Annotated in this window: 27 protein-coding genes; 20 read left to right on the top strand and 7 right to left on the bottom strand. The window is 68.4% G+C overall.

Annotation, left to right across the window (positions count from 1 at the left end; genetic code table 11):
• The first annotated feature begins 281 nt into the window (after nt 1–281).
• Together CFB47_RS16650 and rfaE2 are read left to right on the top strand one after the other, a co-directional pair.
• A complete protein-coding gene (locus CFB47_RS16650; protein ID WP_089441121.1) occupies nt 282–1160 on the top strand; it encodes a diiron oxygenase in 879 nt (292 codons plus the stop codon).
• A 150-nt stretch (nt 1161–1310) separates the two neighbouring features.
• Nucleotides 1311–1796: a D-glycero-beta-D-manno-heptose 1-phosphate adenylyltransferase gene (gene rfaE2, locus CFB47_RS16645; RefSeq protein ID WP_089426432.1), complete on the top strand. Its 486-nt coding sequence runs from the start codon at nt 1311–1313 to the stop codon at nt 1794–1796.
• A 16-nt stretch (nt 1797–1812) separates the two neighbouring features.
• Here the strand turns inward: rfaE2 and CFB47_RS16640 are convergent, their stop codons facing one another.
• From CFB47_RS16640 to CFB47_RS16615, 6 genes are all read right to left on the bottom strand, one after another.
• Entirely contained in the window at nt 1813–2055 is a 243-nt protein-coding gene (locus tag CFB47_RS16640) for a hypothetical protein (RefSeq protein ID WP_089426666.1), read from the bottom strand.
• Nucleotides 2056–2258: 203 nt separating this feature from the next.
• Nucleotides 2259–3059 carry a type III pantothenate kinase gene (locus CFB47_RS16635; RefSeq protein ID WP_089461698.1) on the bottom strand — a complete coding sequence of 267 codons (801 nt, stop codon included), beginning with the start codon at nt 3057–3059 and terminating at the stop codon, nt 2259–2261.
• Complete coding sequence (locus CFB47_RS16630; RefSeq protein WP_089461697.1) at nt 3056–3976, bottom strand: biotin--[acetyl-CoA-carboxylase] ligase; 921 nt, start codon at nt 3974–3976, stop codon at nt 3056–3058. The genes CFB47_RS16635 and CFB47_RS16630 overlap by 4 nt, the downstream gene beginning before the upstream one ends.
• Nucleotides 3977–4086: 110 nt before the next feature.
• Complete coding sequence (locus CFB47_RS16625) at nt 4087–4632, bottom strand: hypothetical protein (RefSeq protein WP_089461696.1); 546 nt, start codon at nt 4630–4632, stop codon at nt 4087–4089.
• Nucleotides 4633–4845: 213 nt separating this feature from the next.
• Nucleotides 4846–5691, bottom strand: a complete 846-nt coding sequence (locus CFB47_RS16620; protein ID WP_089461695.1) for a tetratricopeptide repeat protein — start codon at nt 5689–5691, stop codon at nt 4846–4848.
• 8 nt (nt 5692–5699) lie between these two features.
• Complete coding sequence (locus tag CFB47_RS16615; RefSeq protein WP_089461694.1) at nt 5700–7769, bottom strand: bifunctional 2',3'-cyclic-nucleotide 2'-phosphodiesterase/3'-nucleotidase; 2070 nt, start codon at nt 7767–7769, stop codon at nt 5700–5702.
• A 305-nt stretch (nt 7770–8074) separates the two neighbouring features.
• On the opposite strand from CFB47_RS16615, the gene CFB47_RS16610 reads away from it, so the two are divergent.
• From CFB47_RS16610 to CFB47_RS16565, 10 genes are all read left to right on the top strand, one after another.
• The gene (locus CFB47_RS16610) at nt 8075–9199 is read left to right on the top strand and encodes an ABC transporter permease (protein ID WP_089441112.1); all 1125 of its coding nucleotides are present in this window, start codon (nt 8075–8077) and stop codon (nt 9197–9199) included.
• A complete protein-coding gene (locus tag CFB47_RS16605) occupies nt 9196–10110 on the top strand; it encodes an ABC transporter ATP-binding protein (protein ID WP_089457004.1) in 915 nt (304 codons plus the stop codon). The genes CFB47_RS16610 and CFB47_RS16605 overlap by 4 nt, the downstream gene beginning before the upstream one ends.
• An 18-nt stretch (nt 10111–10128) precedes the next feature.
• Nucleotides 10129–11058 carry an MlaD family protein gene (locus tag CFB47_RS16600; protein WP_089461693.1) on the top strand — a complete coding sequence of 310 codons (930 nt, stop codon included), beginning with the start codon at nt 10129–10131 and terminating at the stop codon, nt 11056–11058.
• 38 nt (nt 11059–11096) lie between these two features.
• Nucleotides 11097–11720: an ABC-type transport auxiliary lipoprotein family protein gene (locus CFB47_RS16595; protein WP_089461833.1), complete on the top strand. Its 624-nt coding sequence runs from the start codon at nt 11097–11099 to the stop codon at nt 11718–11720.
• Between the two features lie 19 nt (nt 11721–11739).
• Nucleotides 11740–12891 carry a VanZ family protein gene (locus CFB47_RS16590; protein WP_089457002.1) on the top strand — a complete coding sequence of 384 codons (1152 nt, stop codon included), beginning with the start codon at nt 11740–11742 and terminating at the stop codon, nt 12889–12891.
• A 144-nt stretch (nt 12892–13035) separates the two neighbouring features.
• Entirely contained in the window at nt 13036–13353 is a 318-nt protein-coding gene (locus tag CFB47_RS16585; RefSeq protein WP_011694422.1) for a ferredoxin, read from the top strand.
• Nucleotides 13354–13366: 13 nt separating this feature from the next.
• Nucleotides 13367–14011 (top strand): alpha/beta hydrolase, encoded by a 645-nt coding sequence (locus CFB47_RS16580; RefSeq protein ID WP_089457001.1) that lies wholly within the window; start codon nt 13367–13369, stop codon nt 14009–14011.
• A gap of 486 nt (nt 14012–14497) precedes the next feature.
• Nucleotides 14498–15811, top strand: coding sequence for a D-alanyl-D-alanine carboxypeptidase family protein (locus CFB47_RS16575; RefSeq protein ID WP_089461692.1), 1314 nt, complete (start codon nt 14498–14500; stop codon nt 15809–15811).
• Between the two features lie 48 nt (nt 15812–15859).
• Nucleotides 15860–16786 (top strand): D-amino acid aminotransferase, encoded by a 927-nt coding sequence (locus CFB47_RS16570; RefSeq protein ID WP_089461691.1) that lies wholly within the window; start codon nt 15860–15862, stop codon nt 16784–16786.
• On the top strand, nt 16786–17094 hold the full coding sequence (locus tag CFB47_RS16565) for a YbeD family protein (protein ID WP_011353335.1): 309 nt from the start codon (nt 16786–16788) through the stop codon (nt 17092–17094). The genes CFB47_RS16570 and CFB47_RS16565 overlap by 1 nt, the downstream gene beginning before the upstream one ends.
• Here CFB47_RS16565 and CFB47_RS16560 read toward each other — a convergent pair.
• Nucleotides 17078–18064, bottom strand: a complete 987-nt coding sequence (locus CFB47_RS16560) for a transcriptional regulator GcvA (RefSeq protein ID WP_089441104.1) — start codon at nt 18062–18064, stop codon at nt 17078–17080. The genes CFB47_RS16565 and CFB47_RS16560 overlap by 17 nt on opposite strands.
• 102 nt (nt 18065–18166) lie before the next feature.
• On the opposite strand from CFB47_RS16560, the gene CFB47_RS16555 reads away from it, so the two are divergent.
• The 8 genes from CFB47_RS16555 (at nt 18167) to CFB47_RS16520 (ending at nt 25355) form a co-directional block, all read left to right on the top strand.
• Nucleotides 18167–18493, top strand: a complete 327-nt coding sequence (locus tag CFB47_RS16555; RefSeq protein ID WP_089441334.1) for a DUF2917 domain-containing protein — start codon at nt 18167–18169, stop codon at nt 18491–18493.
• 84 nt (nt 18494–18577) lie between these two features.
• A complete protein-coding gene (gene lipB / locus CFB47_RS16550; protein ID WP_089461690.1) occupies nt 18578–19336 on the top strand; it encodes a lipoyl(octanoyl) transferase LipB in 759 nt (252 codons plus the stop codon).
• The gene (lipA, locus tag CFB47_RS16545; protein ID WP_039346279.1) at nt 19329–20321 is read left to right on the top strand and encodes a lipoyl synthase; all 993 of its coding nucleotides are present in this window, start codon (nt 19329–19331) and stop codon (nt 20319–20321) included. Before lipB ends, lipA begins: the two co-directional genes overlap by 8 nt.
• Nucleotides 20322–20654: 333 nt before the next feature.
• The gene (locus tag CFB47_RS16540) at nt 20655–21023 is read left to right on the top strand and encodes a helix-turn-helix domain-containing protein (protein ID WP_179258953.1); all 369 of its coding nucleotides are present in this window, start codon (nt 20655–20657) and stop codon (nt 21021–21023) included.
• A gap of 7 nt (nt 21024–21030) precedes the next feature.
• Nucleotides 21031–22356 carry a type II toxin-antitoxin system HipA family toxin gene (locus tag CFB47_RS16535; protein WP_089461689.1) on the top strand — a complete coding sequence of 442 codons (1326 nt, stop codon included), beginning with the start codon at nt 21031–21033 and terminating at the stop codon, nt 22354–22356.
• Between the two features lie 182 nt (nt 22357–22538).
• Complete coding sequence (tauA, locus tag CFB47_RS16530) at nt 22539–23555, top strand: taurine ABC transporter substrate-binding protein (protein WP_039346278.1); 1017 nt, start codon at nt 22539–22541, stop codon at nt 23553–23555.
• A gap of 40 nt (nt 23556–23595) precedes the next feature.
• Complete coding sequence (locus CFB47_RS16525) at nt 23596–24393, top strand: taurine ABC transporter ATP-binding protein (protein ID WP_089456995.1); 798 nt, start codon at nt 23596–23598, stop codon at nt 24391–24393.
• Nucleotides 24393–25355 (top strand): ABC transporter permease subunit, encoded by a 963-nt coding sequence (locus tag CFB47_RS16520; protein WP_089461688.1) that lies wholly within the window; start codon nt 24393–24395, stop codon nt 25353–25355. Before CFB47_RS16525 ends, CFB47_RS16520 begins: the two co-directional genes overlap by 1 nt.
• Nucleotides 25356–25358: the final 3 nt, after the last annotated feature.

Genomic DNA, 25358 nt, shown 5'->3' with positions numbered 1-25358 from the left:
GGAACCCGCCTGGGGCAGGGGACGGGCGCGCCAACGAGCCGGCCAGCGCCGGCCCCCACTCAGGCAGGCGTGCAGCCGGTTCCGTTCGCGGAGCGTGGCTGCGGCATGCCGCAACGGCGGCGGCGCGGCCGCCCGGCTGCCGGACGAGGAATCACCGTCCGGCTGGCCGGTTTCCCGCGTAAAATTAGAGTCTTGGCTGCAAAAGGCGCGCTCGGGCGCGCTTGCGCGGCAACAGTCACGTTTAGAGAAGTCGCATTGCGCAGAACAGGGGTGGGACCATCATGAACACGATGCTTTATCCGGAACTTTACCGATCGCTCGAAGCCGTCCGCTGGGACATGGAGAAGGACATTCCGTGGGACAAGTTCGACGCTTCGCTGCTCACCGACGAGCAGGCGAAGACGATCAAGATGAACGCGATCACCGAATGGTCGGCGCTGCCCGCGACGGAAATGTTCCTGCGCGACAACCAGCACGACAGCGACTTTTCCGCGTTCATGAGCGTGTGGTTCTTCGAAGAGCAGAAGCATTCGCTCGTGCTGATGGAATACCTGCGCCGCTTCAAGCCGGAAATGGTGCCGACCGAAGAGGAACTGCACGCGGTGCGCTTCCAGTTCGACCCGGCGCCGCCGCTCGAGACGCTGATGCTGCACTTCTGCGGCGAGATCCGCCTGAATCACTGGTACCGTTGCGCGGCCGACTGGCACACCGAGCCGGTCATCAAGCAGATCTACGAAACGATCTCGCGCGATGAAGCACGCCACGGCGGCGCGTACCTGCGCTACATGAAGAAGGCGCTGAACAACTGCGGCGACGTCGCGCGTGCGGCATTCGCGAAGATCGGCGTGCTGATGGCGTCGGCGCGACGCACCGAGAAGCCGCTGCACCCGACCAACCTGCACGTGAACCAGGCGCTGTTCCCGCGCGACACCGTGCAGTCGCGCCTGCCGGATCCGGAATGGCTCGAGCGCTGGCTCGACGAGCAGATCCGCTTCGACGGCGAATGGGAAAAGAAGGTCGTCGAACGGATCCTGCACAACCTGTCGATCCTGTTCGAGCGCACGTTCGCGACCGCGCAGGAGCTGAACCGCTACCGCAAGGAAGTCACCGGCCGCCTGCAGGCCGAAAGCGGCTCGTCGTCGGCCGCGCAGCCGGCCTGAGGCCGGTTGGCGCCGCAGCCGGCGTGAATCGCGCCGGCCGCGTTGCGCGATGTCGTACCCGTTGCATGAAGCCCGCCCGGTCAGTCCGGCGGGCTTTTTATCTGGCGCCGCCGCCGCGCGCGCCGTTGCCCACTTCGTCCGACCTCCATCATGTCCGCCACCTTCGAACGCAAGCTGATCACCCGTGATGCCCTCGTCGCCCTGCGCGCGTCGCTGCCGTCGCCCGTCGTGTTCACCAACGGCGTGTTCGACATCCTGCATCGCGGCCACGTCACCTATCTCGCCGACGCGAAGGCGCTCGGCGCATGCCTGATCGTCGGCGTGAACAGCGACGCATCGGTACGCATGCTCGGCAAGGGCGACGACCGGCCGATCAATCGCCAGGAAGACCGCGCGGCGCTGCTCGCGGCGCTGGAAAGCGTCGACTGGGTCGTGACGTTCGAGGAAAAGACGCCGGTGTCGCTGATCGAGGCGGTCCGGCCGGACATCCTCGTGAAGGGCGGCGACTACGACATGGATGCGTTGCCGGAATCGGCGCTGGTGCGTGGCTGGGGTGGGCGGGCACTGGCGATTCCGTTCGAGCACGATCGCTCGACCACCGCATTGCTGAAGAAGGTGCGCGCGCAGCAGTCCTGAGCGCAGCCGGGCGCCGTCAGGGCGCGGACGCGGCGAGCGGCTCGGCCGTGACGGACGGCGGCGCGATCGGGCCGCCGATGACGGGCTGGTCGGTGGCCCGTGCGAGCGGCGTCACGCGCAGCGCATCGGGCCGCACCTGTCGCGCCAGCACGCCGGGTTCGCGCGGGCCGGCCGCCGGCAGCGGCCCGAACACGCCGCGCGCCACCACGAACGCGAGCATGTTGGCGAGAAAGAGAACAGCGATCAGCCAGCGCAGCATCGTCGACACTCCTCGTCGTCATTGACGTGGTTCACGTCATTCAATCGGGCCGGCTGCATCGCCGGCGATTTCATTCCTTCTCGTTCCTGCCGTTGACCGTGCGCGCGGGGCCGGCATGGCGCCCCCGTTCTTCACCGTCATCGTGACGCAGGCCCGCACGGGCTCGCGTTGCCGTGCGCCGGCGCGCTGTCGGCGTTTTTCCGTCACGCCTGCGTCGAGGTGGCGGTTGCTGCTTCCGCGGCGATCAGCGCCAGCCCGGACAGGATCAGTGCATCGTGCCGCGTATGCGGGAGCGTCAGCGCACGCGCGACGTCGTCCGCCGCGCCGCCGGCCAGCACGAGCCGCACGGGCGCTTGCCACGCATCCGCGAGATCGCGCCACGCGCGTTCGATCAGCCCGGCCTGCGCATACAGGCAGCCGGCCGACAGCGAGCGCGGCGTATCGACCTGGAACGGTTCGGCCTGGGCACCCGCGAGCAGGCCGCTCGCGATATCGGTGGTCAGCGTCGGCAACTGCGCGGTGTGCGTGCCGAGCGCGCGCATCATCAGCGCCCAGCCCGGTGCGATCAGCCCGCCCGTGAAGCGGCCGTCCGCGCGCAGCGCCTCGAGCGTCGTCGCGGTGCCGAACGTCGCGATCAGCAGGTGCTCGCCCGGAAACGCCGCGTGCGCGCCGATCAGGCCGGCCCAGCGGTCGCTGCCGAGCTGGTCGGGCGTCGTATAGCCGTTCGTCACGCCGCATTGCGTCTGACGCGCGCGTATCGTCGTGCGCGGCAGGCCCGGCCAGCGTGCGTCGAGCAGCGCGTCGAGCCGGGCGACCACGTCGGCGCCCGCGACGTTCGAGATCCACGCGCCGCGCGGCCGCGGCAGCGTCGACCAGTCGGGATCGGCGCCGCCGTCGCGGGTGTGGCCGAACGCGCCCGTCTCGACGAGCGTGCGCTGCGCATCGGCGAGCGCCCACTTGATCCGGCTGTTGCCGGCGTCGATCAGCAGGTGCGGCTCGTTCATTGCGCTTCGCGCAGCGACACGTCGCCGGCGGCGATCGCCTGCCTGCCGTCCGGCGTATCGAGCAGCAGCTGGCCGGTCGGGTCGATGCCGGTCGCGATGCCGCGCACGCGTTCGACGCCCTGTTCGAGCAGCACGACTTCGCGCCCCGCGTACGCGTGCAGCGCGTGCCAGCGCGGCAGGAACGGCGCGAGCCCTTCGGCGCCGAACTGCGCGAGCGCGGGCGTGAGTGCGTTCAGCGACGCGGCTAGCGTATCGGTGAGGTTGGCCGATGCGCACGCGATCGACAGCGCGGCGGGCGGCAGCCCGCTCGCGAGCGTCGCTTCGCGCGCGCGCAGCGCGTCGACCTGCGCGGCGACGGCTTCCGCGCCGCGCACGTTGATGCCGAAGCCGATCACGACGGCGGTGGCGTCGGCGCTGGTCCACGCGGTTTCGATCAGGATCCCGGCGAGCTTGCCGACGATGCGCGGCGTGCCGTCGTCGGTGGCGGTCAGCAGCAGGTCGTTCGGCCATTTGAGCGCGACGCGCGTACGGGCGTCGAGCGGCAGCGCGGCCAGCCCTTCGGCGAGCGCAACGCCGATCGCGATGCTGAGGCCGCCGAGTGCTTCGACGGGGCGCGGCACGATGCAGCCGACCGAGCACAGCAGCGCATTGCCGGGCTGCGCGAACCACGGTCGGCCCTGCCGGCCGCGGCCGGCCGTCTGCTCGAACGCGACGCGCACGAGCGGCGCGGGTAATGCGTTCGCGGTGCGCGGCAGCGCCTTGAGCCGGGCGGCGACGTCGGCGTTGGTCGAGCCGGTGGCGGCGACGATGTCGAGCGGCCACGCACGCGGCGCGGCGTCCAGGTGCGCCTCGAGCCGGTTGCGCGCGATGTGCGCGTCGCCGGAATCGGGCGTGTCGGAGGAGGTGGGGGCGTTCATGGCGCCTATTGTAGCGACAGGGGGCGGTGGCGCGCGTCGGGCGACGCACGCGGCCGGGCAGGGCGGTGCGCGGCCGCCCGCATGCGAACGGCGCCGCAGCGCCGCCTGGCTCAATGCCTTTCCATCCGCTCCAGCGCCTTGATGTCCTCTTCGGACGTCATTTCGCAGGCCAGCAGCGTCTTGCCCTTCAGCGCTGGGCCCTGGCGGGCCGACACGAGGATCAGCGCGCCGCCCGGGCCGCGGACCGTCAGCCGGCGCGAATAGCCGACGGACGACGCGCCCAGCAGGTGGCCCTTCTCGAGGGTGAGCTGGTAGCGTTTCGCGAGCTGGTCGGCGACTTCGTCGTCCACGAGCACGCCGATCCCGGTACTGACGAACACGACCTGCTGCGTCGTGAAGCCGTCGCGGTGGATCGGCTCCGGCAGGCGATAGACGGCGGCGCCCAGCATCGATTCGTCCGGCTTCGGATCGGCCGCCTTGGCGATGTTGTAGATCGAATCCATCAGGTCCGACGTGAACGGCGGCTTGCAAAGCGCGGCGTTGAAGATGTCGGGCTGGGCGGGCGGCGCGGCGAGGGCGGTGAGCGGTGCGCAGGCAATGACGAGGGCGACGGCGCCGACGGCAGCGGCACCACGCCTGAAAAGGCGATGGGACATGGATGCAGTTCTCTCAGGTTTTATTGTGAGGCTGCATGTTAATGCATTGCCGCGTGTCGAACGGTCGACGTAGCGCAGCCGGATGGCGGCAATGCAACCGGCGCGCGAGCCCGACGCGCCGCGATCGATTCCGTTGCCGGGTGATCGATGCGCGGGGCGTCGGGGCATGCGCGTCATGCAGCCGGTGAGATGCCGGTGCGTGCGGACGAACCGTTACGGCGCGACGACCGGGTGCTTCAGCGCGTGCGCGGTCTCGATCCACTGCGCGTGGAATTCGTCCGCGTCGGGCTTGAGCCCGAGCTCGCCGTTGCGATAGGCCATCGCGAGCGTCTGCACGGCTTCCGGCAGCTCGTGCTCGGCGGCGCGGCGATACAGCGCCAGCGCGTGCGCCTCGTCGCGCGGCACGCCGCTGCCTTCACGGTACGCGTTCGCGAGCATGAAGTCCGCGGCCGGGATGTCCGCGCGCGACGCGACGTCGAACCAGTGCGCGGCCTGCACGGGATCGGCGGCGACGCCGTAGCCGCTGCGATAGATCAGCCCGAGGTAATACGCGGCGGCCGGATCGCCCTGCGCGGCCGCTTCACCGAGCAGCGTGCGGGCGCGTGCGTAGTCCTTCGGCATGTCGCTGCTGCCGAGCAGCAACGCCTTGCCGAGCGCGAGCTGCGCACGCCGGGCGGCCGGCGCGTCGGCCTTGCTGTCTGCCGCCGCGGCCGTTTCCAGCCAGCCGCGCCCCTCGTCGCGCAAGCCCGGTTCGCGCGCGTCGACGAGCGCGATGCCGAGCGCCGCCTGCGCGTCGCCCGAGCCGCGGCGCGCCAGCGTGCGCAACTGCGCGAGCGCATGCGGCTCAGTGGCCTGGGTGACCATCGCCTGCCACTCGTCGAGCTGCGCGGCGCTCGGCGCGGGGCCGGCGCCGCGTAGGCCGGCTGCCGCGACGACGGCCGCGACGGTCACGGCCGCCGCCGCGAGCAGCGCGGCCGGCGGGAGTTTCGCGCGCAGCAGGCGCCGCGCGGCGGCGGCGAGGCCGGTTTCGGCCGGCCGCATCGTCCGGATCGGTTGCATCGCGGGTCTCATTGCGTGAGGTCGATTTCGTAGGTGGCGAGGTTCTTGCCCGAGCCGTCGTCGGCCGCGACCTGCGTGATGCCGGTCAGGCCGGCCGCCGCCGCGTCGCCGAGGCGGTTCGGCGCGGACGCGAACTGCACGTGCGCGACCGAGCTCGCGAGCTTCGTGAAGCGCCAGCTGCGCTGTGCACCGTCGGCCGCGCGTGTGATCGCGCCGCGCTTCTTGACGAACGCGATCAGCACGTCGCGGTTCGCGTCGGGCGACGCGAAGATCGTCTTGCTGCCGTCCAGGCCCGGGAAATTGCCGCCGCCGCTCGCGCGGTAGTTATTGGTCGCGACGATGAACTGCGCGTTCGGGTCGATCGCCGCACCCTTGTACGTCAGGTTCTTGATCCGGCTGCCGACCGGCTGCGTGACGTCGATTTCATACGCGAGATCGGCCGACGTGAACATGTCGAAGTTGTAGCCGGGGAACGTGCTGACGAGCGGCTGCACGGTCGCCTTGGTCGGGTCGATGCGGTTGAAGCGCTTCGCGGCCGTTTCGAGCCAGTTCTTCACGTCGGCGCCGCTCACCTTCACCGCGTAGACGGTGTTCGGGTACAGGTACAGGTCGGCCGCGTTGTTGATCGCGAGCGCGCCCGGCGCGACGTCGGTGTAGTCGGTGCCGCCGCCGAAGCCGCTCTTGAACGGCGCGCTGACCGACAGCACCGGCAGCGACGCGTATTGCGGCAGGTTCGCCTGCACGTAGGTCTTCACGTAGTCGGCCTGCGCCTCGTTGACGATCTGGATCGCGCCCGGATCGCCGACATCGGCGAAGTACGAGTTCATCCGGTAGTCGGTCGAGCCGATCGGCGTCTTCACGTAGTCGATCGTCGCCTGGTGCTCGGCGGCGATCGCGGCGGACACGGACGGATCGGCCGCGACGTAGCTCTTGTCGGCGTTCTGGATCGGCCGCGCTTCGACGGTGGTCTGCGACTTGTCGACACTCCACGTCTTGCCGTCGAACTTCAGGCCGAGCTTGATCACGCCGAGGTGCTTGCCCCAGTAGTTGGCCATCACGGTCGGCACGCCGTTGACGGTGCCCTTGACCTTGTCGACGCCCGGCAGGTTGAACTGCGACACGGTGCTGTTCGCGTCCGGGAACACCTGGTGCGAGTGGCCGATCAGCATCGCGTCGATGCCGGTCACCTTCGACAGCCACCAGCTGCCGTTCTCCATCGTCGGCGAATACGCGGAATTGTCGAGGCCGCCGTGCGAGATCGCGACGACGAGATCGGCGCCCTTTGCGCGCATCTCCGGAATGTACTTCTCGGCGGCTTCCTTCAGGCCGGTCGTATAGACCTTGCCGTCGAGCCAGCGCTTGTCCCAGTTCATGATCGCGGGCGGCGTGAAGCCGATGATGCCGATCTTCACGGGCGCGCTGACCGTCTTGCCGTCCGGCGTCGTCGCGATCACGGTGCGGGTCAGGATCGTGTACGGCGTGAACAGCGGCGCGTTGGTCTTCGCGCTGATCACGTTCGCGAGCACCTGCGGGAAGTTCGGGCCCGCGCACTTCTTCTGCTGGGCCGGCGCCGGCAGGCCGTCGACCTCGAACGTGTTGCCGGTCACCTGCGACAGGTACGGCAGCCCGTAGTTGAATTCGTGGTTGCCGATCCCGCCGCCGTCGAATTTCGCCGCGTTCATCACCTTGTAGATCGCGAGCGTCTGGTCGCAGCCGACCGGCTTCACGAGCGCCTGGTAATCCGACAGCGCGGTGCCCTGGATCGTGTCGCCGTTGTCGAGCAGCAGCGTGTTCGGATACTGCGCACGCGCTTGCGCGATCAGCGTCGACACGCGCTCGAAGCCGAGCGAGTTGTCGGCGGCGAGCTTGAAATAGTCATACGACAGCACGTTGGTGTGCAGGTCGGTCGTCTCGAGCAGGGCGAGCGTGGCCGTCGTGCCGACGGGCGCCTGCGCCGCCGGCGGCGTCGCGGGCGGCGAGGTGACGTCGTCGCCGCCGCAGGCGGCAAGGATGAAGGCGAGGCTGGCGAGCGCGGCGATGGCCGGCACGCGACGGCGGGAAAGCAGGGGGAGACGCATCGGTTGTCCTGTTCGGTGTTCTGTTTTATGAAAGGCGAGAGTCGCAACGATTGGCGGCGCGGGGCGCCGACGGCCTGATGTGCGGCGCGTGAGAGTATCGAAAGGATTCGTGACGGAAGAATGAAAGGTGACGAAGCCGGCAACGGGCCCGGGGGTGGCGGCTTCCACGCAGCCCCCGGACGGGGGTTCCCGGCCAGTCGCGCCGCCCGTCGCCTGCGGCTGGGCGCCGCACGGAAATCCTCACGTCGCGTCGCCGGGCGGTTCGCTACAATGGCCGCTGTCACCTTTTTGCAAACAACCTGCCCTTGGACTTCGAGACTCCTCCCGGCCTGTCGGTCGACGCCGGCGGCCAGGGCCAGACGGTGCGCCTGACCGGCCAGTGGACCGCGCTCGCGCTTGCACGCAATCGCGGCGCGGTGGCGCGCCGTATCGCGAGCATCGCATCCGGGCGCGTGAGCGAATGGGATCTGTCCGGCATCGAGCGGCTCGACCACGTCGGCGGCCAGGCGCTGTGGCGCGTGTGGGGCCGCAAGCTGCCGGCCGGCGTCGCGCTGAGCACCACGCAGCGCACGATCTTCGAGCGCATCGAGCGGCTCGACAGCGCGCGCGAGGCGCCCGAGCGGGTGGTGCGCTTCGGCCCGATCACGCGCCTCGGCTTCATGCTGTTCGCGTTCGGCGAACACCTGAAGGGCGGTATCGCGATGTTCGGCCTCGTGATCCTTGATGCGCTGTCGGTGCTGCGCCGCCCGAAGACGATGCCGTGGAAGGAAACCTCGGCGAACATCTACAGCGCCGGCGCGCAGGCGCTGCCGATCACCGCGCTCGTCGCGTTCCTGATCGGCATCGTGCTCAGCTACCTGTCCGCGCAGCAGCTGCAGATGTTCGGCGCGAACCGCTACATCGTGAACATCCTCGGGCTGTCGGTGATCCGCGAGCTCGGCCCGGTGCTGTCGGCGATTCTCGTTGCCGGCCGCTCGGGCTCGGCGATCACCGCGCAGATCGGCGTGATGCGTGTGACCGAGGAGCTCGACGCGATGCGCGTGATGGGCATCCCGCACGGGCTGCGGCTGATCCTGCCGCGCGTGCTCGCGCTCGGTATAGCGATGCCGCTGCTCGTGATGTGGACCAACATCATCGCGCTGACGGGCGGCGCGCTTGCCGCGAAGCTCGTGCTCGGCATCGACGTCAACTATTTCGTGCGCTCGCTGCCGGGCGTCGTGCCGATCGCGAACCTGTACATCGGGGTCGGCAAGGGCGTCGTGTTCGGCATGCTGATCGCGCTGGTCGCCTGCCATTTCGGCTTCCGGATCAAGGCGAACTCGCAGAGCCTTGGCGAAGGCACGACCACGTCGGTCGTGACGTCGATCACGGTCGTGATCCTCGCCGACGCGGTGTTCGCGATCCTGTTCCAGAACGTGGGGCTCGGATGAACGCATCGAACGAAACGACCGTGCACGCCGCGGCCATCGGCGCCGGGTCGGTGGGCAACGGGCCGGCCGCGGCGACCGACGGCGGCGACCTCGTGATCGAGGTGCGCAACCTGACCAAGCGCTACGGGCGCAACATCGTTCACCAGAAGCTCGACTTCGACGTGCGGCGCGGCGAGATCGTGTCGATCGTCGGCGGCTCGGGCTCGGGCAAGACCACGCTCGTGCGGCAGATCCTCGGCCTCGAGCGGCCGACGTCGGGCACGATCAAGGTATTCGGCGAGGACACGGCGACGATCGACGACGCGAGCGCGCGGATGATGCGCACGCGCTCCGGGATGCTGTTCCAGCAGGGCGCGCTGTTCTCGTCGATGACGGTGTTCGACAACGTCGCGCAGCCGCTGCGCGAGCTCGGCCGCGTGCCGCCGGACCTGCTGCACGACATCGTGATGCTGAAGCTCGAGATGGTCGGGCTGCCGTGCAAGCACGCGTCGAAGATGCCGGCCGCGCTGTCGGGCGGGATGGTCAAGCGGGTGGGCATCGCACGCGCGATCGCGCTCGAGCCCGAGCTGCTGTTCCTCGACGAGCCGACGGCCGGCCTCGATCCGCAGGCGTCGGACGAATTCGTCGAGCTGATCGCGACGCTGCACCGCACGCTCGGGCTGACCGTCGTGATGGTGACGCACGATCTCGACACGATGGTCGCGCTGTCGACGCGCGTCGCGGTGCTGGCCGATCGCAAGGTGCTGGTCGCCGCGCCGGTCGAGGAGGCCGCGAATGTCGACCATCCGTTCATCCACGAATATTTCCTGGGGCTGCGCGGGCGCCGCGCATTGCAGGCGCTGCCGCCCGAGCGGCGCGCGAAGCTGCCGAAGGCGGCCCTCGAACCGGCGCTGTCGAGCGTCGAGCTGTAGGCACGAAGGAATCCGCGAATGGAAAACAAATCACATGCGTTCTGGGCCGGCCTGTTCACGATCGCGCTGACGCTCGCGATCGCGGGCACCGTGTTCTGGTTCAACGTCGACCGCACCGTGCGCGTGCCGTACGACCTGCTCGCGCGCACCAACGTGACGGGGCTGTTCCCGGACGCGGCCGTGCGCTTTCGCGGCCTCGACGTCGGCAAGGTGCAGTCGATCGGCTTCGATCGCGCGCACCCGGGTCAGATCCGGATCCGGATCCTCGTCGATCACGACGCGCCGATCACGCAGTCGACCTACGGCAGCCTCGGCTTCCAGGGCGTGACGGGCATCGCGTTCGTGCAGCTCGAGGACACGGGTCGCGATCTGGCGCCGCTGCCGTCGTCGACGAAGGCGATCGCGCAGATCCCGATGCGGCCGAGCCTGTTCGACCAGATCCAGGAGCGCGGCGACGTGCTGCTGCGGCAGCTCGAACTGGCCGCGAAGAGCGCGAATGCGCTGATGTCGCCCGAGATGCGCGAGCAACTGCGTGCGACCGCCGAAAGCCTGCAGCACGCGGCCGATGGCGCCGCCACGCTGACGAAGCAGCTCGGCCCGGCGGTCACCGCGCTGCCGGAAACGATGCACGAGGTGAATCGCGCGATGGCGTCGGCGAACACGCTGCTGCAGCCGAATGGGCCGCTCGCGTCGAACCTGAACAAGGCCGGCACGGCCGCCGAGCAGATCAGCGTCGCGCTGAACGGCCTCAACGCGCGTGTGCAGTACGACACGCTGCCGCGTTTCAACGCGCTCGCCGGCAGCGTCGGCGACGCCTCGCGGCAATTGAAGGACGTGGCCGGTGAACTTGGCCGCAATCCGCGCAGTCTGTTGTTCGGTTCGCCCGGCGCGGCGCCGGGGCCCGGCGAGCCCGGCTTCGTCTGGCCGGGTGCGACGGCCGGGCAGTAATACCCATCGAAACCGGAAACATCATGCAGGAACACGCCATGCCACGAATCCTTGACCGCGCGCTGCGTCCCGCCGCGGCCGCGCTCGCCGTGCTGACGCTGTCGCTCGCGGCCGGCTGCGCCGGCAACAGCGCGGTGCTGTCGAATGTCCGCTACGACCTCGGGCCGGCCACGTCGGTCGTGACCGCAGGCCCGGGCCCCGCGCTGAAGGTGCTCGACGTCGCCGCGCCCGACGCGCTCGACTCCGACAAATTCGCGTACCGCCTCGCGTACGTGGACGCGCAGCACGTGGCCGTCTATCGCGACAGCCGCTGGACCGCACCGCCCGCGCAACTGCTCACGCAGCGGCTGCGCGGCGCGCTGTCGTCGCGCGGCACGGTGCTCGAAGGCTCCGACGGCGTGCGCGCGCCGACGCTCAAGGTCGACCTGAACGAATTCGAACAGGTGTTCGACGGCCAGTCGCAGAGCCACGGCGCCGTGACCGCGCGCGCGACGCTGATGCTGGACGGCAAGGTGCTCGGCCAGCGCACGTTCGTGGCACGCGCGCCGTCCAGCACGCCGGACGCGGCGGGCGGCGCCCGCGCGCTCGCGACGGCGAGCGACCAGCTCGTGTCGCAGATCGCCGCGTGGGTCGGCATGCAGGCGTACGCGGGCACGCCGTGACGCGTGCCGTGCAGCCGCGATGAGCGCGACCGGCACCCCTCGCGCATCGCCGCTCGCGCGGCAGGCCTTTGCCGCTTACGCGGCCCTCGTCGTCTACGCATCGCTGTATCCGTTCTCAGGCTGGATGTCGCTCGGCATCGGGCCGTTCGACTACCTGTTCGCGCCGATGCAGCGCTACGTGACCGCATTCGACGTGGTCACGAACGTGCTCGGCTACATGCCGTTCGGCGCGCTTGCCGTGCTCGCGCTGCACCCGCGCTGGCGCGGCGTGGCCGCGACGCTGATCGCGGCCGGGCTCGGCGTGCTGCTGTCGGGCACGATGGAAGCGCTGCAAACCTACCTACCGACGCGCGTCGCGTCGAATCTCGATCTCGCGGCCAACGCGCTCGGCGCGCTGCTGGGCGCGGCGCTCGTCGCGCCGGCCACCGGTGCGCTGCTCGATCGCGGCGCGCTGCGCCGGCTGCGCTTCGCGTGGTTCGAGGACGACGGCGCGACGCCGCTGCTGCTCGCCGGGCTGTGGCCGTTCGCGATCCTGTTTCCGTCGCCGTTCCTGTTCGGCATCGGCGACTGGCCGGCCGCGCTGTGGGAGCGCGCCGACGTATCGATGCAGGACGCGCTGCTCGCGTGGCTGCCGGCCGCGTGGCGCGTGGGCGAATGGCCGGAGCGCGTCGACGGCTGGCTGTCCGACTCCGGTTGGGAAGCCGCGCTCGGCGGGTTGATGCTGTTCGCCGCGCTGACGATCGCGTCGCTCGCGATGCGGCCGCGCGCGCCGCGCATCCGGCTCCTGATCGCGCTCGTCGTCGCGACGCTCGTGCTGAAGGCGGCCGCGACCTTCATGCAGTCGGCCACCGGCCTCGTCGTCGTGTGGGCGACGCCCGGCGCGCGGCTCGGGATCGAGCTCGGGTTCGCGGCCGCGCTTGTTGCGCTGCACGTGCCGGCGACCTGGCGCGCGACGCTTGCGGTGCTCGCGCTGCTGGCCGGCGTGGCGCTCGTGAACCTGCTGCCGGTCAATCCGTTCTTCGACTTCACGCTGTCGGGCTGGCGGCAGGGCCGCTACGTGCACTTCAACAGCCTCGCGCGCTGGCTCGCATGGATCTGGCCCTACGCGGCGCTGATCTGGCTCGGCCAGCGCGTCGAGCATGCGTGGCTGCCGGCCGTGCTGCGCCGCTGACGCGGGGGCCGATGTGGCGCGGCGGCGGTATCGCAGGCAGCGGCGTGCGCCGGTCGCTATAATCGTCCGAACCCGCCGCTGCCCCGCGCGGCGGCAACCGCTCCTCTTTCCGCACGGCCTCGCGCCGCGCCGCTCGTCACCATCATGGATTCCTACTACCAGCACCACGTCTTCTTCTGCCTGAACCAGCGCGAACCGGGCGCCGAACGCCCGAGCTGCGCGCAATGCGACGCGCAGACCATGCAGGAATACGCGAAAAAGCGCGTGAAGGAACTCGGCCTCGCGGGGCCCGGCAAGGTCCGCATCAACAAGGCCGGCTGCCTCGACCGCTGCGAGGAAGGGCCCGTGATGGTCGTGTATCCGGAAGGCACGTGGTACACGTACGTCGACCAGGCCGACATCGACGAGATCGTCGAATCGCACCTGCGCGACGGCAAGGTCGTCGACCGCCTGAAGATCTGAGCGGGCCGGCGCAATGAACGTTCATACGCAGAAGTCGCTGATCGCGGGCCCGGTCGGGCAGATCGAAATCGCCGTCGACCTCCCCGACGCCGTGCGCGAAAACGGCGCCGCCCCGCGCGGCATCGCGCTCGTCGCGCATCCGCATCCGCTGTTCGGCGGCACGATGGACAACAAGGTCGCGCAAACCCTCGCGCGCACGCTCGTGCAGCTGAACTACGTCGTGTTCCGGTCGAACTTCCGCGGCGTCGGTGCGACCGAAGGCGTGCACGACAACGGCACCGGCGAAGCCGACGACCTGCTCGCGGTGCTCGCGCACATGCGCGCGCAGCCCGCGTATGCGGACCTGCCGCTCGTGCTCGCCGGCTTCTCGTTCGGCACCTTCGTGCTGTCGCACGTCGCGAAGCGGCTGCGCGACGCGGGCGAGACGATCGAGCGGATGGTGTTCGTCGGCACGGCCGCGAGCCGCTGGCAGGTGGCCGACGTGCCGGAGAACACGCTCGTGATCCACGGCGAAACCGACGACACGGTGCCGATCGCTTCCGTGTACGACTGGGCGCGGCCGCAGGAACTGCCGGTGGTCGTGATCCCCGGCGCCGAGCATTTCCTGCATCGCAAGCTGCACGTGCTGAAGCGCATCATCGTCGACGCGTGGCGCTAGCCAGTGCGCGGGTGCGGGCGTAACGCCGGCACCCGCGTCGCGTCTCACCCAGGATCTCCTGGCACGCGCCGGACGCGCGTTCCCCCACGCGACATCGCGCCGCGCCGTGCGGCGCCGCCTCACTTCCGCCTCGCCTGCGCATGCCTTTCGCGCCCCTTCGTGTGCGATGACGGGCAGCTTGTCGTCACCCCGCGCCCGATGCGGATGCGCAACTGTCCGGCGCCAGGTTCGCGAAAACGCGCTGCGCGCCCACGTATAATGGCCGGATTCCGCGTCGCCCGCGGCCCGGCTGGGCGCATTGCGGCGCTCGTTTCGCCGCCTGTCCGCCCGCTCGCGACGGCCGCGAACCGAACGCGTCCGCACGAGTCCAACCGGCGCGTTTCGCGTCGCCCGACGATCTCGGGCGAGTGCCCGAAACGCCCGCCGCCTTGCCGTTCAACCCTGCGCGTTTCGCACCGCACTTTCTGCCATCAGCCTGAATCGATCATGCGTCTGTCTCCCCAAGGCCTCAAGTCCCTCGCTTCCTCCATCGCCTTCGGCACCGCCGCGCGCAACGTCGCGCTCGGCGTGATGCTGCCCGTCGCGCTCGCATCGACGATCGTCGTTGCCGAGGCGAAGCCGGCCGCCAAGGCCAAGGCCGCGCATGCGGCGCCGGCCGCCGCCGAGCAGTTCACCGGCGCGCCCGCGACCTACATGCCGGGCGCGGTGCCGCCGCCGGGCGTGAACGCGCGCTCGTGGGTGCTCGTCGATGCGACCAGCAACACGGTGCTCGCGTCGGGCAATGCCGATGAACGCGTCGAGCCCGCGTCGCTGACGAAGCTGATGACCGCCTACCTCGTGTTCGAGGCGCTCGACAAGAAGAAGATCTCGATGGAGCAGATCGTCACGCCGAGCGAGGCCGTGCGCCGCGTCGGCCGCGACGAGTCGCGCATGTTCATCGAGGCGAACAAGCCGGTGTCGGTGCATGACCTCGTGTACGGGATGATCATCCAGTCGGGCAACGACGCCGCGATCGCGCTGGCCGAACTCGTCGGCGGCAGCGAAGGGCAGTTCGTCACGCTGATGAACGACGAGGCGCAGCGCCTCGGCATGAAGGGCACGCACTTCGCCGACGTGAACGGCATGCCCGACCCGAACCACTACACCACGGCCGGCGACCTCGCGAAGCTGTCCGCCCACCTGATCCGCGATTTTCCGCAGTACTACAGCATCTTCTCGGAGAAGGAATTCAAGTACAACAACATCCGCCAGGGCAACCGCAACCGCCTGCTGTGGCTCGACCCGACGGTCGACGGCCTGAAGACGGGCCATACGCAAGCGGCCGGCTACTGCCTGATCGCGTCGGCGAAGCGCGCGATCCCGGGCGTGGACGGCCAGCGCCGCCTGGTGTCGGTGATGATGGGCGAGCAGAAGGAAAGCGAGCGCACGCAGGACAGCATGAAGATGCTGAACTACGGCTACAGCGCGTTCGATTCGGTGCGCCTGTTCAAGGGCGGCCAGGCGATGTCGACGCCGCGCATCTACAAGGGCAAGGACAACACCGTGCAGGTCGGCGTGAAGGCCGACCAGTGGGCGACCGTGCCGCGCGGCCTCGGCGACAAGATCAAGACGGAAGTCGACGTCAACGCGCCGCTGATCGCGCCGCTCGCGGAAGGCCAGCAGGTCGGCACCGTGAAGATCGTCGCCGACGGCAAGACGCTGTCGGAATTCCCGGTCGTCGCACTGCAGGCCGTGCCGGAAGCGGGTATCTTCGGGCGTATCTGGGACTCGATCCTGCTGATGTTCAGCAAGAAGAAGTAAGCACGACGGGCCTTTGTTTTCGCGACTTCATCCCCATCTGACATAGCTATGAGCCAAGCCGAATTCGAACCGATCGTCTACCTCAGCGTCTCGTCGCAGGAGGAAATGGTGCCGCTGTCGGAAGCCCGTGTACCGGTGCTCGACCGCGGGTTCATCTTCGGCGACGGCGTGTATGAAGTTGTCCCCGTTTATGCGCACGACGGCGCGCACGTGCCGTTCCGGATCGAGCAGCATCTGGCACGGCTCGAGCGCAGCCTGAAGAAGATCGGCATCACGAGCCCGCACGACGACGCGGGCTGGCGGGCGTTGATCGAGCGGGTGGTCGCGGCGAATGCCGAAGCGCTCGGCGAGGGCAACGCGCTCGTCTACCTGCAGGTGACGCGCGGTGTCGCGAAGCGCGGCCACGCGTTCCCGGCGAACGCGGTGCCGACGGTGTTCGCGATGACGAGCCCGCTGCGCCTGCCGTCGGAAGAGGAGCGCGCGAAGGGCGTGCGCTGCGTGACGGCCGAGGATCGTCGCTGGCTGCATTGCGACATCAAGTCGATCTCGCTGCTCGGCAACGTGCTGATGGCGCAGCATGCGGCCGAGCGCGATGCGTTCGAGACGCTGCAGCTGCGCGACGGCAACCTGACGGAAGGCTCGTCGTCGAACGTGTGGATCGTGAAGAACGGCGAGCTGCTCGCGCCGCCGCGCAGCAACAAGATCCTCGAGGGGATCCGCTACGCGCTGATCGAGGAACTGGCGGACGAATGCGAGATCCCGTTCGTCGCACGCGAGATCAGCGAAGTGGAGTTGCGCGCAGCCGACGAAATCATGATCACGTCGGCCACGAAGGAAGTGCTGCCCGTCACGTCGCTCGACGATCTGCCCGTGCACGGCGGCAAGCCGGGCCCCGTATTCGCGGCGTTGTACGACGCGTACCAGCGCGCGAAAGCGCGCGAGTTTGAACAGTTTGACCTAACCCGGAGCAAATGATGAGCGAACCGACCAAAACCATCGAGGTGACAGGCGCAATCGATACCCGGAAGGAGTCGCTGCTGGAGTTCCCGTGCGATTTCCCGATCAAGATCATGGGCAAGGCGCACCCCGAGTTCAAGGACACGATCTTCAAGGTCGTCGCCGTTCACGACAACGAGATCGACGTCGAGAAGATCGAGGAGCGCGCGTCGAGCGGCGGTAATTACACGGGCCTCACGATCACCGTGCGGGCGACGAGCCAGGAACAGCTCGACAACATCTACCGCGCACTGACCGGCCACCCGATGGTCAAGGTCGTACTCTAAGCGCCTTCCATCCTCCTTCCTGCGCGCACTCGGCGGGGGTCTTCCCCGCCGCGCGCCGCGCGTCCAGCTCGTCGCACAGCCGCTTGTATTCGGCGACTTCCTGAAGCAGCCAGGTCCTGAACGCCTGCACGCGCGGCGTGTTCACGAGCGGCGGCGGACACACGAAAAAATAGTGCCACGGGCTCGGCCCGTCGATGTCGAACAGGCGCACGATGCGCCCGTCGAGCAGGTCGTGCACCGCGAGCGAGCGGCGCACCAGCGCGATGCCCTGGCCGTCGATCGCGGCCAGCAGCAGGTTCGACGAATCCTGGTACAGAATCCCCCGTTTCGGCTCGGTCAGCGTCTTGAGCCCGGCCGCGTCGAACCACGGCCGCCACAGCTCGTCGTCCGAGCGCAGCAGGTTGTAGTGCACGAGATCCGCGGGGGTTTGCGGCAGCTTGCCGCCGTTCAGCGTCGGCGCGCACGCCGGAAAGAACACCTCGTCGAACAGCGGCTCGACGTGCAGCCCCGGATAGTTGCCTTGACCGAAGCGGATCGCGATGTCGACGTCGTCGCGCGCGAAATCGGTGAGCGAGTTGGTCGACTGCAGCTCGACGTCGATTTCCGGGTGCCGCTCGATGAACGTGCCGATGCGCGGCGTGATGAAGCGCGCGGCGAACGACGACAGCATCGACACCACGAGCCGCCGGTCGCGGTCGCTCGCGCGCACGTCGCGGGTCGCGTCGGCGATCACCATCAGTGCGGTGCGGATCTGCTGCGCGTAGCGCATGCCGGCGTCGGTCAGGCACAGCCGCTTGCCGTTGCGCGTGAACAACTGCACGCCGAGCTCCTCCTCGAGTGCGCGTACCTGGTGGCTGACCGCGCCGTGCGTGACGAACAGCTCGTCGGCGGCGCGCGAGAAATTCTCGTGACGGGCGGCGGCTTCGAACGCGCGAATCGCGTTCAGCGCAGGTAGCTGGCGGAGGTCCATTTGCTAATTTTCCTCACATCGACGTGAAAATTGGTCGTTTTGTCCGATGCCTTGAAGTGACTACGATTGTAGCCATCGAAGCACTTTTTGGCGGAGTCGATCATGCAAGAAATTTCTTCAAGCATCACGTTCGAAATCCCCGCGGGCGAAACCGTGCCGATGAAGGTACAACGCAGCACGCGGCTGATCGTCCAGCGCGGGCCGGTGTGGGCGACGCGCAGCAACGACGTCGACGACTACTTCCTGGTCGACGGCGAGTCGCTGAAGCTGCGCCGCGGCGAGCGGCTGTGGCTCAGCGCGGAAGGCCGGGAGGGCACGTGCGTGGCGTTCTCGGTATCGCGGCCGCCCCGGGAGGTCGCGCTCGGCGGGCTGGCACGGCTGCGTGAACGCCTGTCCGCGCTGCTTCACAACGGCTGGCGCACCGTCTGACCATCATTTCCTCCGACGGATACCGGCGATCCGTCCCCCTCCCCAGGCCGGCGAGACCCACGGGTTTTCGGTAAACTACCGCCCATGTCCGTTTCGCCGGTTTCCATCGTGTCCACGCCTGTTGCCGCTTCCGCATCGCCCGCCGGGTCCCCGGATCAGCCGGCCCCGCCGGTCACCGTGCGGTGGCGGGGCGTCGAGACCTACGAGGCGAGCTTCGACGCGATGCGCGCGTTCACCGACACGCGCACGGCCGACACCGGCGACGAGATCTGGCTGGTCGAGCACCCGCCCGTCTACACGCTCGGCCAGGCCGGCGACCCGGCCCACCTGCTGGTGGCCGACAGCGGCGTGCCGCTCGTGAAGGTCGACCGCGGCGGGCAAATCACTTACCACGGCCCCGGCCAGATCGTCGCGTACCTGCTGCTGGATCTGCGCCGGCGCAAGCTGATGGTGCGCACGCTGGTGACGAAGATCGAGGAGGCCGTGATCGAAACCCTCGCGGCGTATAATCTCGCTTCGGTCCGCAAGGCGGGCGCGCCCGGGATCTACGTGGCGTCCGGCGCGCACGAGGGCGCGAAAATCGCGGCCCTCGGCCTGAAGATCCGCAACGGCTGCAGCTATCACGGGCTGAGCCTGAACGTGAAGATGGATCTGCGCCCGTTTCTTGCGATCAACCCGTGCGGCTATGCCGGACTGGAAACTGTCGACATGGCGAGCCTCGAGGTTGCCGCCGACTGGAACGACGTCGCGCACACGCTGGTGCGCCGTCTGATCGCCAACCTCGACGGCGCATCCGCGGCCGCCGACAAGCCGCAGGCACTGGAACAACATTCGAATGACTGACGTTACCGCTTCCCCCGCACCGGCCGATTCGGCCGCGACCCCTGCCTACGATCCGACCGCCAAGCAGAAGGCGCAGGCGAAGACGGCGCGCATCCCGATCAAGGTCATTCCGATCGAGAAGCTGAAGAAGCCCGAGTGGATCCGCGTGAAGGCGGCCACCGGCAGCTCGCGCTTCAACGAGATCAAGACGATCCTGCGCGAGCACAACCTGCATACGGTGTGCGAGGAAGCGAGCTGCCCGAACATCGGCGAGTGCTTCGGCAAGGGCACCGCGACGTTCATGATCATGGGCGACAAGTGCACGCGCCGCTGCCCGTTCTGCGACGTCGGCCACGGCCGCCCCGATCCGCTGGATCCGGACGAGCCGAAGAACCTCGCGCGCACGATCGGCGCGCTGAAGCTCAAGTACGTGGTGATCACGAGCGTCGACCGCGACGACCTGCGTGACGGCGGCGCCGGCCACTTCGTCGAGTGCATCCGCGAAGTGCGCGAGCAGTCGCCGGAAACGCGCATCGAGATCCTGACGCCGGACTTCCGCGGCCGCCTCGACCGCGCGATCTCGATCCTGAACGCCGCGCCGCCGGACGTGATGAACCACAACCTCGAAACGGTGCCGCGCCTGTACAAGGAAGCGCGCCCGGGTTCGGACTACGCGCATTCGCTGAAGCTGCTGAAGGACTTCAAGGCGCTGCATCCGGACGTCGCGACGAAGTCGGGCCTGATGGTCGGCCTCGGCGAAACCGAAGAGGAAATCCTGCAGGTGATGCGCGACCTGCGCGCGCATGACGTCGACATGCTGACGATCGGCCAGTACCTGCAGCCGTCCGAGCACCACCTGCCGGTGCGGGCGTACGTGCATCCCGATACCTTCAAGATGTACGAGGAAGAGGCGTACAAGATGGGCTTCACGCACGCGGCCGTCGGCGCGATGGTGCGCTCGAGCTATCACGCCGATCTGCAGGCGCATGGGGCCGGGGTGGTCTGAGCACCGTTGCTTCGTCGTCTTCCGGCGAAACCAAAAGAAGCCCGCAGCGATGCGGGCTTTTTGTTGGCGCGGACGCGGAGCGTGGCCAAAGGGCCGAATTGTGTGCCGGATGGGTGCCGTCGATGATGTATGCGACGACGAAGTGTTGGACTACGCGACACGTCAGAGTCCCGCTGTTGACGGTGCCCGCGTTGGGTGCGGTAGCGTATTGCCCATCAATGAATGCCCTTTAAGGTATCCGATGAGAGCTGTTATAAAGGTTAATGGTTCTCGTTGGGGCTCTTAATGGGTGCTCGCCTTGAGATCCTGCAGTGTCGACTTATAATGGGTCTCATGGAAACCATTAAGTCAGATAAAGGCTCGGTTGAGAGCCGTAAGGTTGAGCGACCTTTGCCCGTCATCGCGCAGCGTACGCTCAAGAAACTGGGTGGTGACATCAATCGTGCCCGGCGTCGGCGAGGGTTGACGCAGCAGGCGTTGGCCGAGCGTGTCGGAGCAGGACTCAGCACGATCAAGCGACTGGAGGCCGGTGATCCGCGCATGCAACTGCATGTGCTTGCGCGCGTGCTTCAGGTGTTCGGTGAGCTCGACCGGCTGAGCGATCTGCTCGACAGTGCACAGGACGACGTCGGGCTCGCGCTGATGGACGAGCAACTGCCCCAACGGGTTCGCACGCCCAAGAAGAGCCCCCACGCATTTTGAGCAGCGAATGAACGGTAAAGCGATCAAACCGGATGTCAGCGACGCACTGGACTTGCACATCGGCACGGCCGGGTTGCCGGTCGGGCGCTTGCTCTATGTGAGTCAAGGGCGGCGCGAATTGTCCCAGTTCGTCTATGACGAGCGCTGGTTGACGCATCCCGATCGCTTCGAGATATCGCCGGATCTGCCGCTGCACGCTGGCTATCAGACCCGCCGCGCACCGCGCGCGGTGGATTCGGTCTTTCACTTCGCGCTCGCCGATACGGAGCCCGATGCATGGGGGAGACGCGTCATCGATCGAGCGCACGCCAAGCTGCGTCGAACCCAGCCCGACCTCAGGCCACTCAACGAGCTGGATTATTTGTGTGCGGTCGATGACTTCAGCCGGGTTGGTGCACTGAGGCTGTGTCGTTCGGGCCGGTATTTGCGGACCGAGGAGGGCGGGCGGCGGACCACGCCACCTTTCATCGAACTCGAGCGGATCGCCGATGCCACGCGCGCGCTCGAGGCGGGCACCGACACGGCCGCCGATCTGAGCTATCTGCAGGGCAAGGGTACGTCGCTGGGTGGTATGCGCCCGAAATGCACGGTGCTGGACGAGAACGGCAGGCTCGCCATCGGCAAGTTTCCCAGCATCGGGGATACGATCAACGTCACGCGAGCCGAGGTGTTGGCACTGCGTCTCGCTCGCATGGCCGGTATCGATGCGGCGGGCGCGCGATGCGTGATGGTGGGCGAGACGCCCGTTGCGCTCATCGAACGGTTCGACCGCACCGGCGACGATCTTCGTATTCCGTATCTGTCAGCCGCGTCGATGCTGCAGGCGTCCCGTGACGATGAGCACGCCTATACGGAGATCGTCGATGCGATGCGCCAGCATGGCGCCCGGCCGCTCGATGATGCGCGCGAGCTCTGGCGGCGTCTCGTGTTCAACCTCCTTATCACGAACACTGACGACCATCTGCAGAATCTCGGCTTCCTTTACGACGGCAATCGACGATGGCGGTTGGCACCGGCTTTCGACGTCAATCCGATGCCCGGCAAGCTGCGCGAATCGAAGACGTGGCTAACCGAGGATACGGGTCCGATCGATTCGATTGGCATGCTGCTCGATGCCTGCGGTCATTTTTCGTTGACGCGTGACCAGGCGCTTGACGTGCTGGGCGTCGTGTTCGATGCCGTCCAGAGCTGGCGGCGCGTCGGTCAATTGGCGGATATCGGTTTGACGGTACGGGAGCTCGACGATCTCGAAGACGCTTTCGAGCACCCGCAGACCGAGCAAGCGGGCAGGTATCTCGGCAGACCGGTGCGACGCGGGACAGGCGAACGCTGACGCACGCGTTCCGCGTCCCCGCACGACAATCGCCACCCGACCGGACGCGCAATCCGGTCGAGCGTGGAAAGCAAAGCTGAAACGGCATCGATAGCTTCGCAGGATAAGTTCGCTCCCACCGCGCGTAAAGCTCCTATAGTCGGCTCTCCCGCAGCAATGCCCGCATTCCGAAGGAGAGCCGCATGTCCCGTTTCAGCTTCATCCGCCGCGCCGTCGTCGCGCTGACCGCCTTTGCCGCGCTCGGCGCGGCGCACGCCGAAACGCGCGAAGTCGTGATCGCGTACCAGGACATGGTGGTGCCGTGGCGCTACGCGCAGGCGAGCGGTGAAGTCGAAAAGGCGACCGGCTACAAGGTCACGTTCCGCAAGCTCGACAGCGGCGCCGACGTGATCCGCGCGCTCGCGTCGGGCTCCGTGCAGCTCGGCGAAGCCGGCTCGAGCCCGATCGCGGCCGGGCTGTCGCAAGGGCTCGACATCTCGCTGTTCTGGGTGCTCGACAACATCAACGACGCCGAGGCGCTCGTCGCGCGCAACGGCTCGGGCGTGACGAACATCGCATCGCTGAAGGGCAAGAAGATCGGCGTGCCGTTCGTGTCGACGTCGCATTTCCACACGCTCGTCGCGCTGCAGGCCGCGGGCGTCAATCCGAACGACGTGAAGATCGTCAACCTGCGTCCGCCCGAAGTCGCGGCGGCGTGGGCGCGCGGCGACATCGACGCGACCTACATCTGGGATCCGGTGCTCGCGAAGGTCAAGCAGTCGGGCACCGTGCTGACGACATCGGGCCAGGTTGCGAAAGAAAGTGGCAAGGCGACCTTCGACGGCTTCGTCGTGAGCCGCAAGTTCGCGCGCGAGAACCCCGAGTTCGTCACGCGCTTCGTGAAGGTGCTCGCGGCGGCCGATGCCGACTACCGCGCGCATGCGGCGGCTTGGAAGGTCGGCTCGCCGCAGGTCGCGGCGGTCGCGAAGGTCTCGGGCGCGAACGCACAGGACGTGCCGGCCAGCCTCGCGCTCTATGCGTTCCCGACGGCGGCCGAGCAGGCATCGCCGACGTGGCTCGGCGGCGGTGCGCAATCGGGCGCCGCGAAGTCGCTGGCAGCGACGGCCACCTTCCTCAAATCGCAGGGCACGATCCAGACGGTGCTCGCCGACTATTCGGCCGGCGTCGATCCGCAGTTCGTGCAGAAGGCCGCGCGCTGAGCGCGGCCACTCAGCCCACTCGTCGCGGAGCCCTTCGATCATGAGCACGCTGGAAGTCCGTCAGGTATCGGTCGCCTATCCGGGCGAGCGCGGCAGGCCGACGACGCAGGCGCTCGCGCGCGTCGACCTGCGCATCGATGCCGGTGAATTCGTCGTCGCGCTCGGCGCGTCCGGGTGCGGCAAGACGACATTGCTGAACTGCATGGCCGGCTTCGTCGCGCCGACGACCGGCGAGGTGCGGGTCGACGATGTGCCGGTCACGGGCCCCGGCGCCGATCGCGGCGTCGTGTTCCAGAAGTACGCGCTGCTGCCGTGGCTCGACGTGCTCGACAACGTCGCGCTCGGGCTGCGCTTCGCGCGCGTGTCGAAGGCCGAGCGTGAAGCGCGGGCGCGGGAGATGCTCGCGCTGGTCGGGCTCGACGGTCATGCGCATGCGCGCGTGTACGAGCTGTCGGGCGGGATGCAGCAGCGTGTCGGCATTGCGCGCGCGCTCGCGAGCGACCCGCGCGTGCTGCTGATGGACGAACCGATGGGCGCGCTCGATGCGATGACGCGCGGCACGATGCAGGCGCTCGTGCTCGACGTGTGGGCGCGCACCGGCAAGACCGTGTTCTTCATCACGCATGATGTCGAGGAGGCGCTGTTCCTCGCGACGCGTCTCGTCGTGATGACGCCCGGCCCCGGCCGGATCGCGGAAACCTTCGAGCTGCCGTTCGCGCGCCGCTATGTCGAATCGCGCGATGCGCGTGCGGTGAAATCGTCACCGGATTTCATCGCGTGGCGCGAGCGGCTGATCGCGTACCTGCATCGCGACGAAGCGGCCGAGGCGGCCGCGTGATGCATGAACTCGCGCGACACGGCGCGTCGGTCGGACGCGGTCGGATCAGCACTTTGCACAGGCAGGACAGCATGAGCACCCGGGATTCGTGGGCGGCCGACGGAACGGCTGCAGGTTTCGAGCAGGGCGACCGCACGCGGATTCGGGCGGCGGAGCGTCGTGCGCCGTCGTCGCGCCGCTACCGGTTGCCGGGGGAGGGGAAGACGGCGGCCTTGAGTACGGCGACGGTCGCGGTGCTGGCCGTGCTGTGGTGGGTTGCCACGCATCGTCAGTGGCTGCCGCCGCTGTTCCTGCCCTCGCCGGAAGCCGTTTGGACGGCATTCGTCGATGCCTGGCATGGTCGCATCCAGGGTGGGCTGCCTTTATCCGAACACCTGCTGTGGAGCGCCGCGCGCGTGTTCGGCGCGTTCCTGCTCGCAACCGCGATCGGCGTGCCGGCCGGCATCCTGATGGGCGTGAGCCGCATTGCACGCGGCGTGCTCGATCCGCTGCTGGAGTTCTACCGACCGCTGCCGCCGCTCGCGTACCTGCCGCTCGTCGTGATCTGGTTCGGCATCGATGAAACGGCGAAGCTCGTCGTGATCTTCCTCGCGTGCTTTGCCCCGATCGCGATGGCCGCGCGCGCCGGCGTGCGTGCCGCGACGATCGAGCAGATCAACGCCGCGTATTCGCTCGGCGGCAGTTTCGCGCAGATCGTGCGCCACGTCGTGCTGCCGGCCGCGTTGCCGGAGATTCTCACCGGGCTGCGGATCGCGATCGGCTTCGGCTGGACGACGCTCGTCGCGGCCGAGATGGTCGCCGCGACCGCCGGGCTCGGGCAGATGGTGCTCAACGCGTCGAGCTTCCTGCGCACCGACATCGTCGTGATGGGGATCCTGATCATCGGCGCGATCGCGTGGCTGTTCGATCTCGCGATGCGATGGGTCGAGCGGCGGATCGTGCCGTGGAAGGGGCGTGGTTGACGC

This window comes from Burkholderia sp. AU27893, assembly GCF_002223205.1.
Taxonomy (GTDB): domain Bacteria; phylum Pseudomonadota; class Gammaproteobacteria; order Burkholderiales; family Burkholderiaceae; genus Burkholderia.
This window is presented reverse-complemented; position numbering and strand designations above follow the sequence as displayed.

Excerpts from the sequence above, each read along its gene's own strand:
- CFB47_RS16650 (WP_089441121.1), top strand. The coding sequence starts at position 282 with ATGAACACGATGCTTTATCCGGAACTTTACCGATCGCTCGAAGCCGTC.
- rfaE2 (WP_089426432.1), top strand. The coding sequence starts at position 1,311 with ATGTCCGCCACCTTCGAACGCAAGCTGATCACCCGTGATGCCCTCGTC.
- CFB47_RS16640 (WP_089426666.1), bottom strand. The coding sequence starts at position 2,055 with ATGCTGCGCTGGCTGATCGCTGTTCTCTTTCTCGCCAACATGCTCGCG.
- CFB47_RS16635 (WP_089461698.1), bottom strand. The coding sequence starts at position 3,059 with ATGAACGAGCCGCACCTGCTGATCGACGCCGGCAACAGCCGGATCAAG.
- CFB47_RS16630 (WP_089461697.1), bottom strand. The coding sequence starts at position 3,976 with ATGAACGCCCCCACCTCCTCCGACACGCCCGATTCCGGCGACGCGCAC.
- CFB47_RS16625 (WP_089461696.1), bottom strand. The coding sequence starts at position 4,632 with ATGTCCCATCGCCTTTTCAGGCGTGGTGCCGCTGCCGTCGGCGCCGTC.
- CFB47_RS16620 (WP_089461695.1), bottom strand. The coding sequence starts at position 5,691 with ATGCAACCGATCCGGACGATGCGGCCGGCCGAAACCGGCCTCGCCGCC.
- CFB47_RS16615 (WP_089461694.1), bottom strand. The coding sequence starts at position 7,769 with ATGCGTCTCCCCCTGCTTTCCCGCCGTCGCGTGCCGGCCATCGCCGCG.
- CFB47_RS16605 (WP_089457004.1), top strand. The coding sequence starts at position 9,196 with ATGAACGCATCGAACGAAACGACCGTGCACGCCGCGGCCATCGGCGCC.
- CFB47_RS16600 (WP_089461693.1), top strand. The coding sequence starts at position 10,129 with ATGGAAAACAAATCACATGCGTTCTGGGCCGGCCTGTTCACGATCGCG.
- CFB47_RS16595 (WP_089461833.1), top strand. The coding sequence starts at position 11,097 with ATGCCACGAATCCTTGACCGCGCGCTGCGTCCCGCCGCGGCCGCGCTC.
- CFB47_RS16590 (WP_089457002.1), top strand. The coding sequence starts at position 11,740 with ATGAGCGCGACCGGCACCCCTCGCGCATCGCCGCTCGCGCGGCAGGCC.
- CFB47_RS16585 (WP_011694422.1), top strand. The coding sequence starts at position 13,036 with ATGGATTCCTACTACCAGCACCACGTCTTCTTCTGCCTGAACCAGCGC.
- CFB47_RS16580 (WP_089457001.1), top strand. The coding sequence starts at position 13,367 with ATGAACGTTCATACGCAGAAGTCGCTGATCGCGGGCCCGGTCGGGCAG.
- CFB47_RS16575 (WP_089461692.1), top strand. The coding sequence starts at position 14,498 with ATGCGTCTGTCTCCCCAAGGCCTCAAGTCCCTCGCTTCCTCCATCGCC.
- CFB47_RS16570 (WP_089461691.1), top strand. The coding sequence starts at position 15,860 with ATGAGCCAAGCCGAATTCGAACCGATCGTCTACCTCAGCGTCTCGTCG.
- CFB47_RS16565 (WP_011353335.1), top strand. The coding sequence starts at position 16,786 with ATGAGCGAACCGACCAAAACCATCGAGGTGACAGGCGCAATCGATACC.
- CFB47_RS16560 (WP_089441104.1), bottom strand. The coding sequence starts at position 18,064 with ATGGACCTCCGCCAGCTACCTGCGCTGAACGCGATTCGCGCGTTCGAA.
- CFB47_RS16555 (WP_089441334.1), top strand. The coding sequence starts at position 18,167 with ATGCAAGAAATTTCTTCAAGCATCACGTTCGAAATCCCCGCGGGCGAA.
- lipB (WP_089461690.1), top strand. The coding sequence starts at position 18,578 with ATGTCCGTTTCGCCGGTTTCCATCGTGTCCACGCCTGTTGCCGCTTCC.
- lipA (WP_039346279.1), top strand. The coding sequence starts at position 19,329 with ATGACTGACGTTACCGCTTCCCCCGCACCGGCCGATTCGGCCGCGACC.
- CFB47_RS16540 (WP_179258953.1), top strand. The coding sequence starts at position 20,655 with ATGGAAACCATTAAGTCAGATAAAGGCTCGGTTGAGAGCCGTAAGGTT.
- CFB47_RS16535 (WP_089461689.1), top strand. The coding sequence starts at position 21,031 with ATGAACGGTAAAGCGATCAAACCGGATGTCAGCGACGCACTGGACTTG.
- tauA (WP_039346278.1), top strand. The coding sequence starts at position 22,539 with ATGTCCCGTTTCAGCTTCATCCGCCGCGCCGTCGTCGCGCTGACCGCC.
- CFB47_RS16525 (WP_089456995.1), top strand. The coding sequence starts at position 23,596 with ATGAGCACGCTGGAAGTCCGTCAGGTATCGGTCGCCTATCCGGGCGAG.
- CFB47_RS16520 (WP_089461688.1), top strand. The coding sequence starts at position 24,393 with ATGCATGAACTCGCGCGACACGGCGCGTCGGTCGGACGCGGTCGGATC.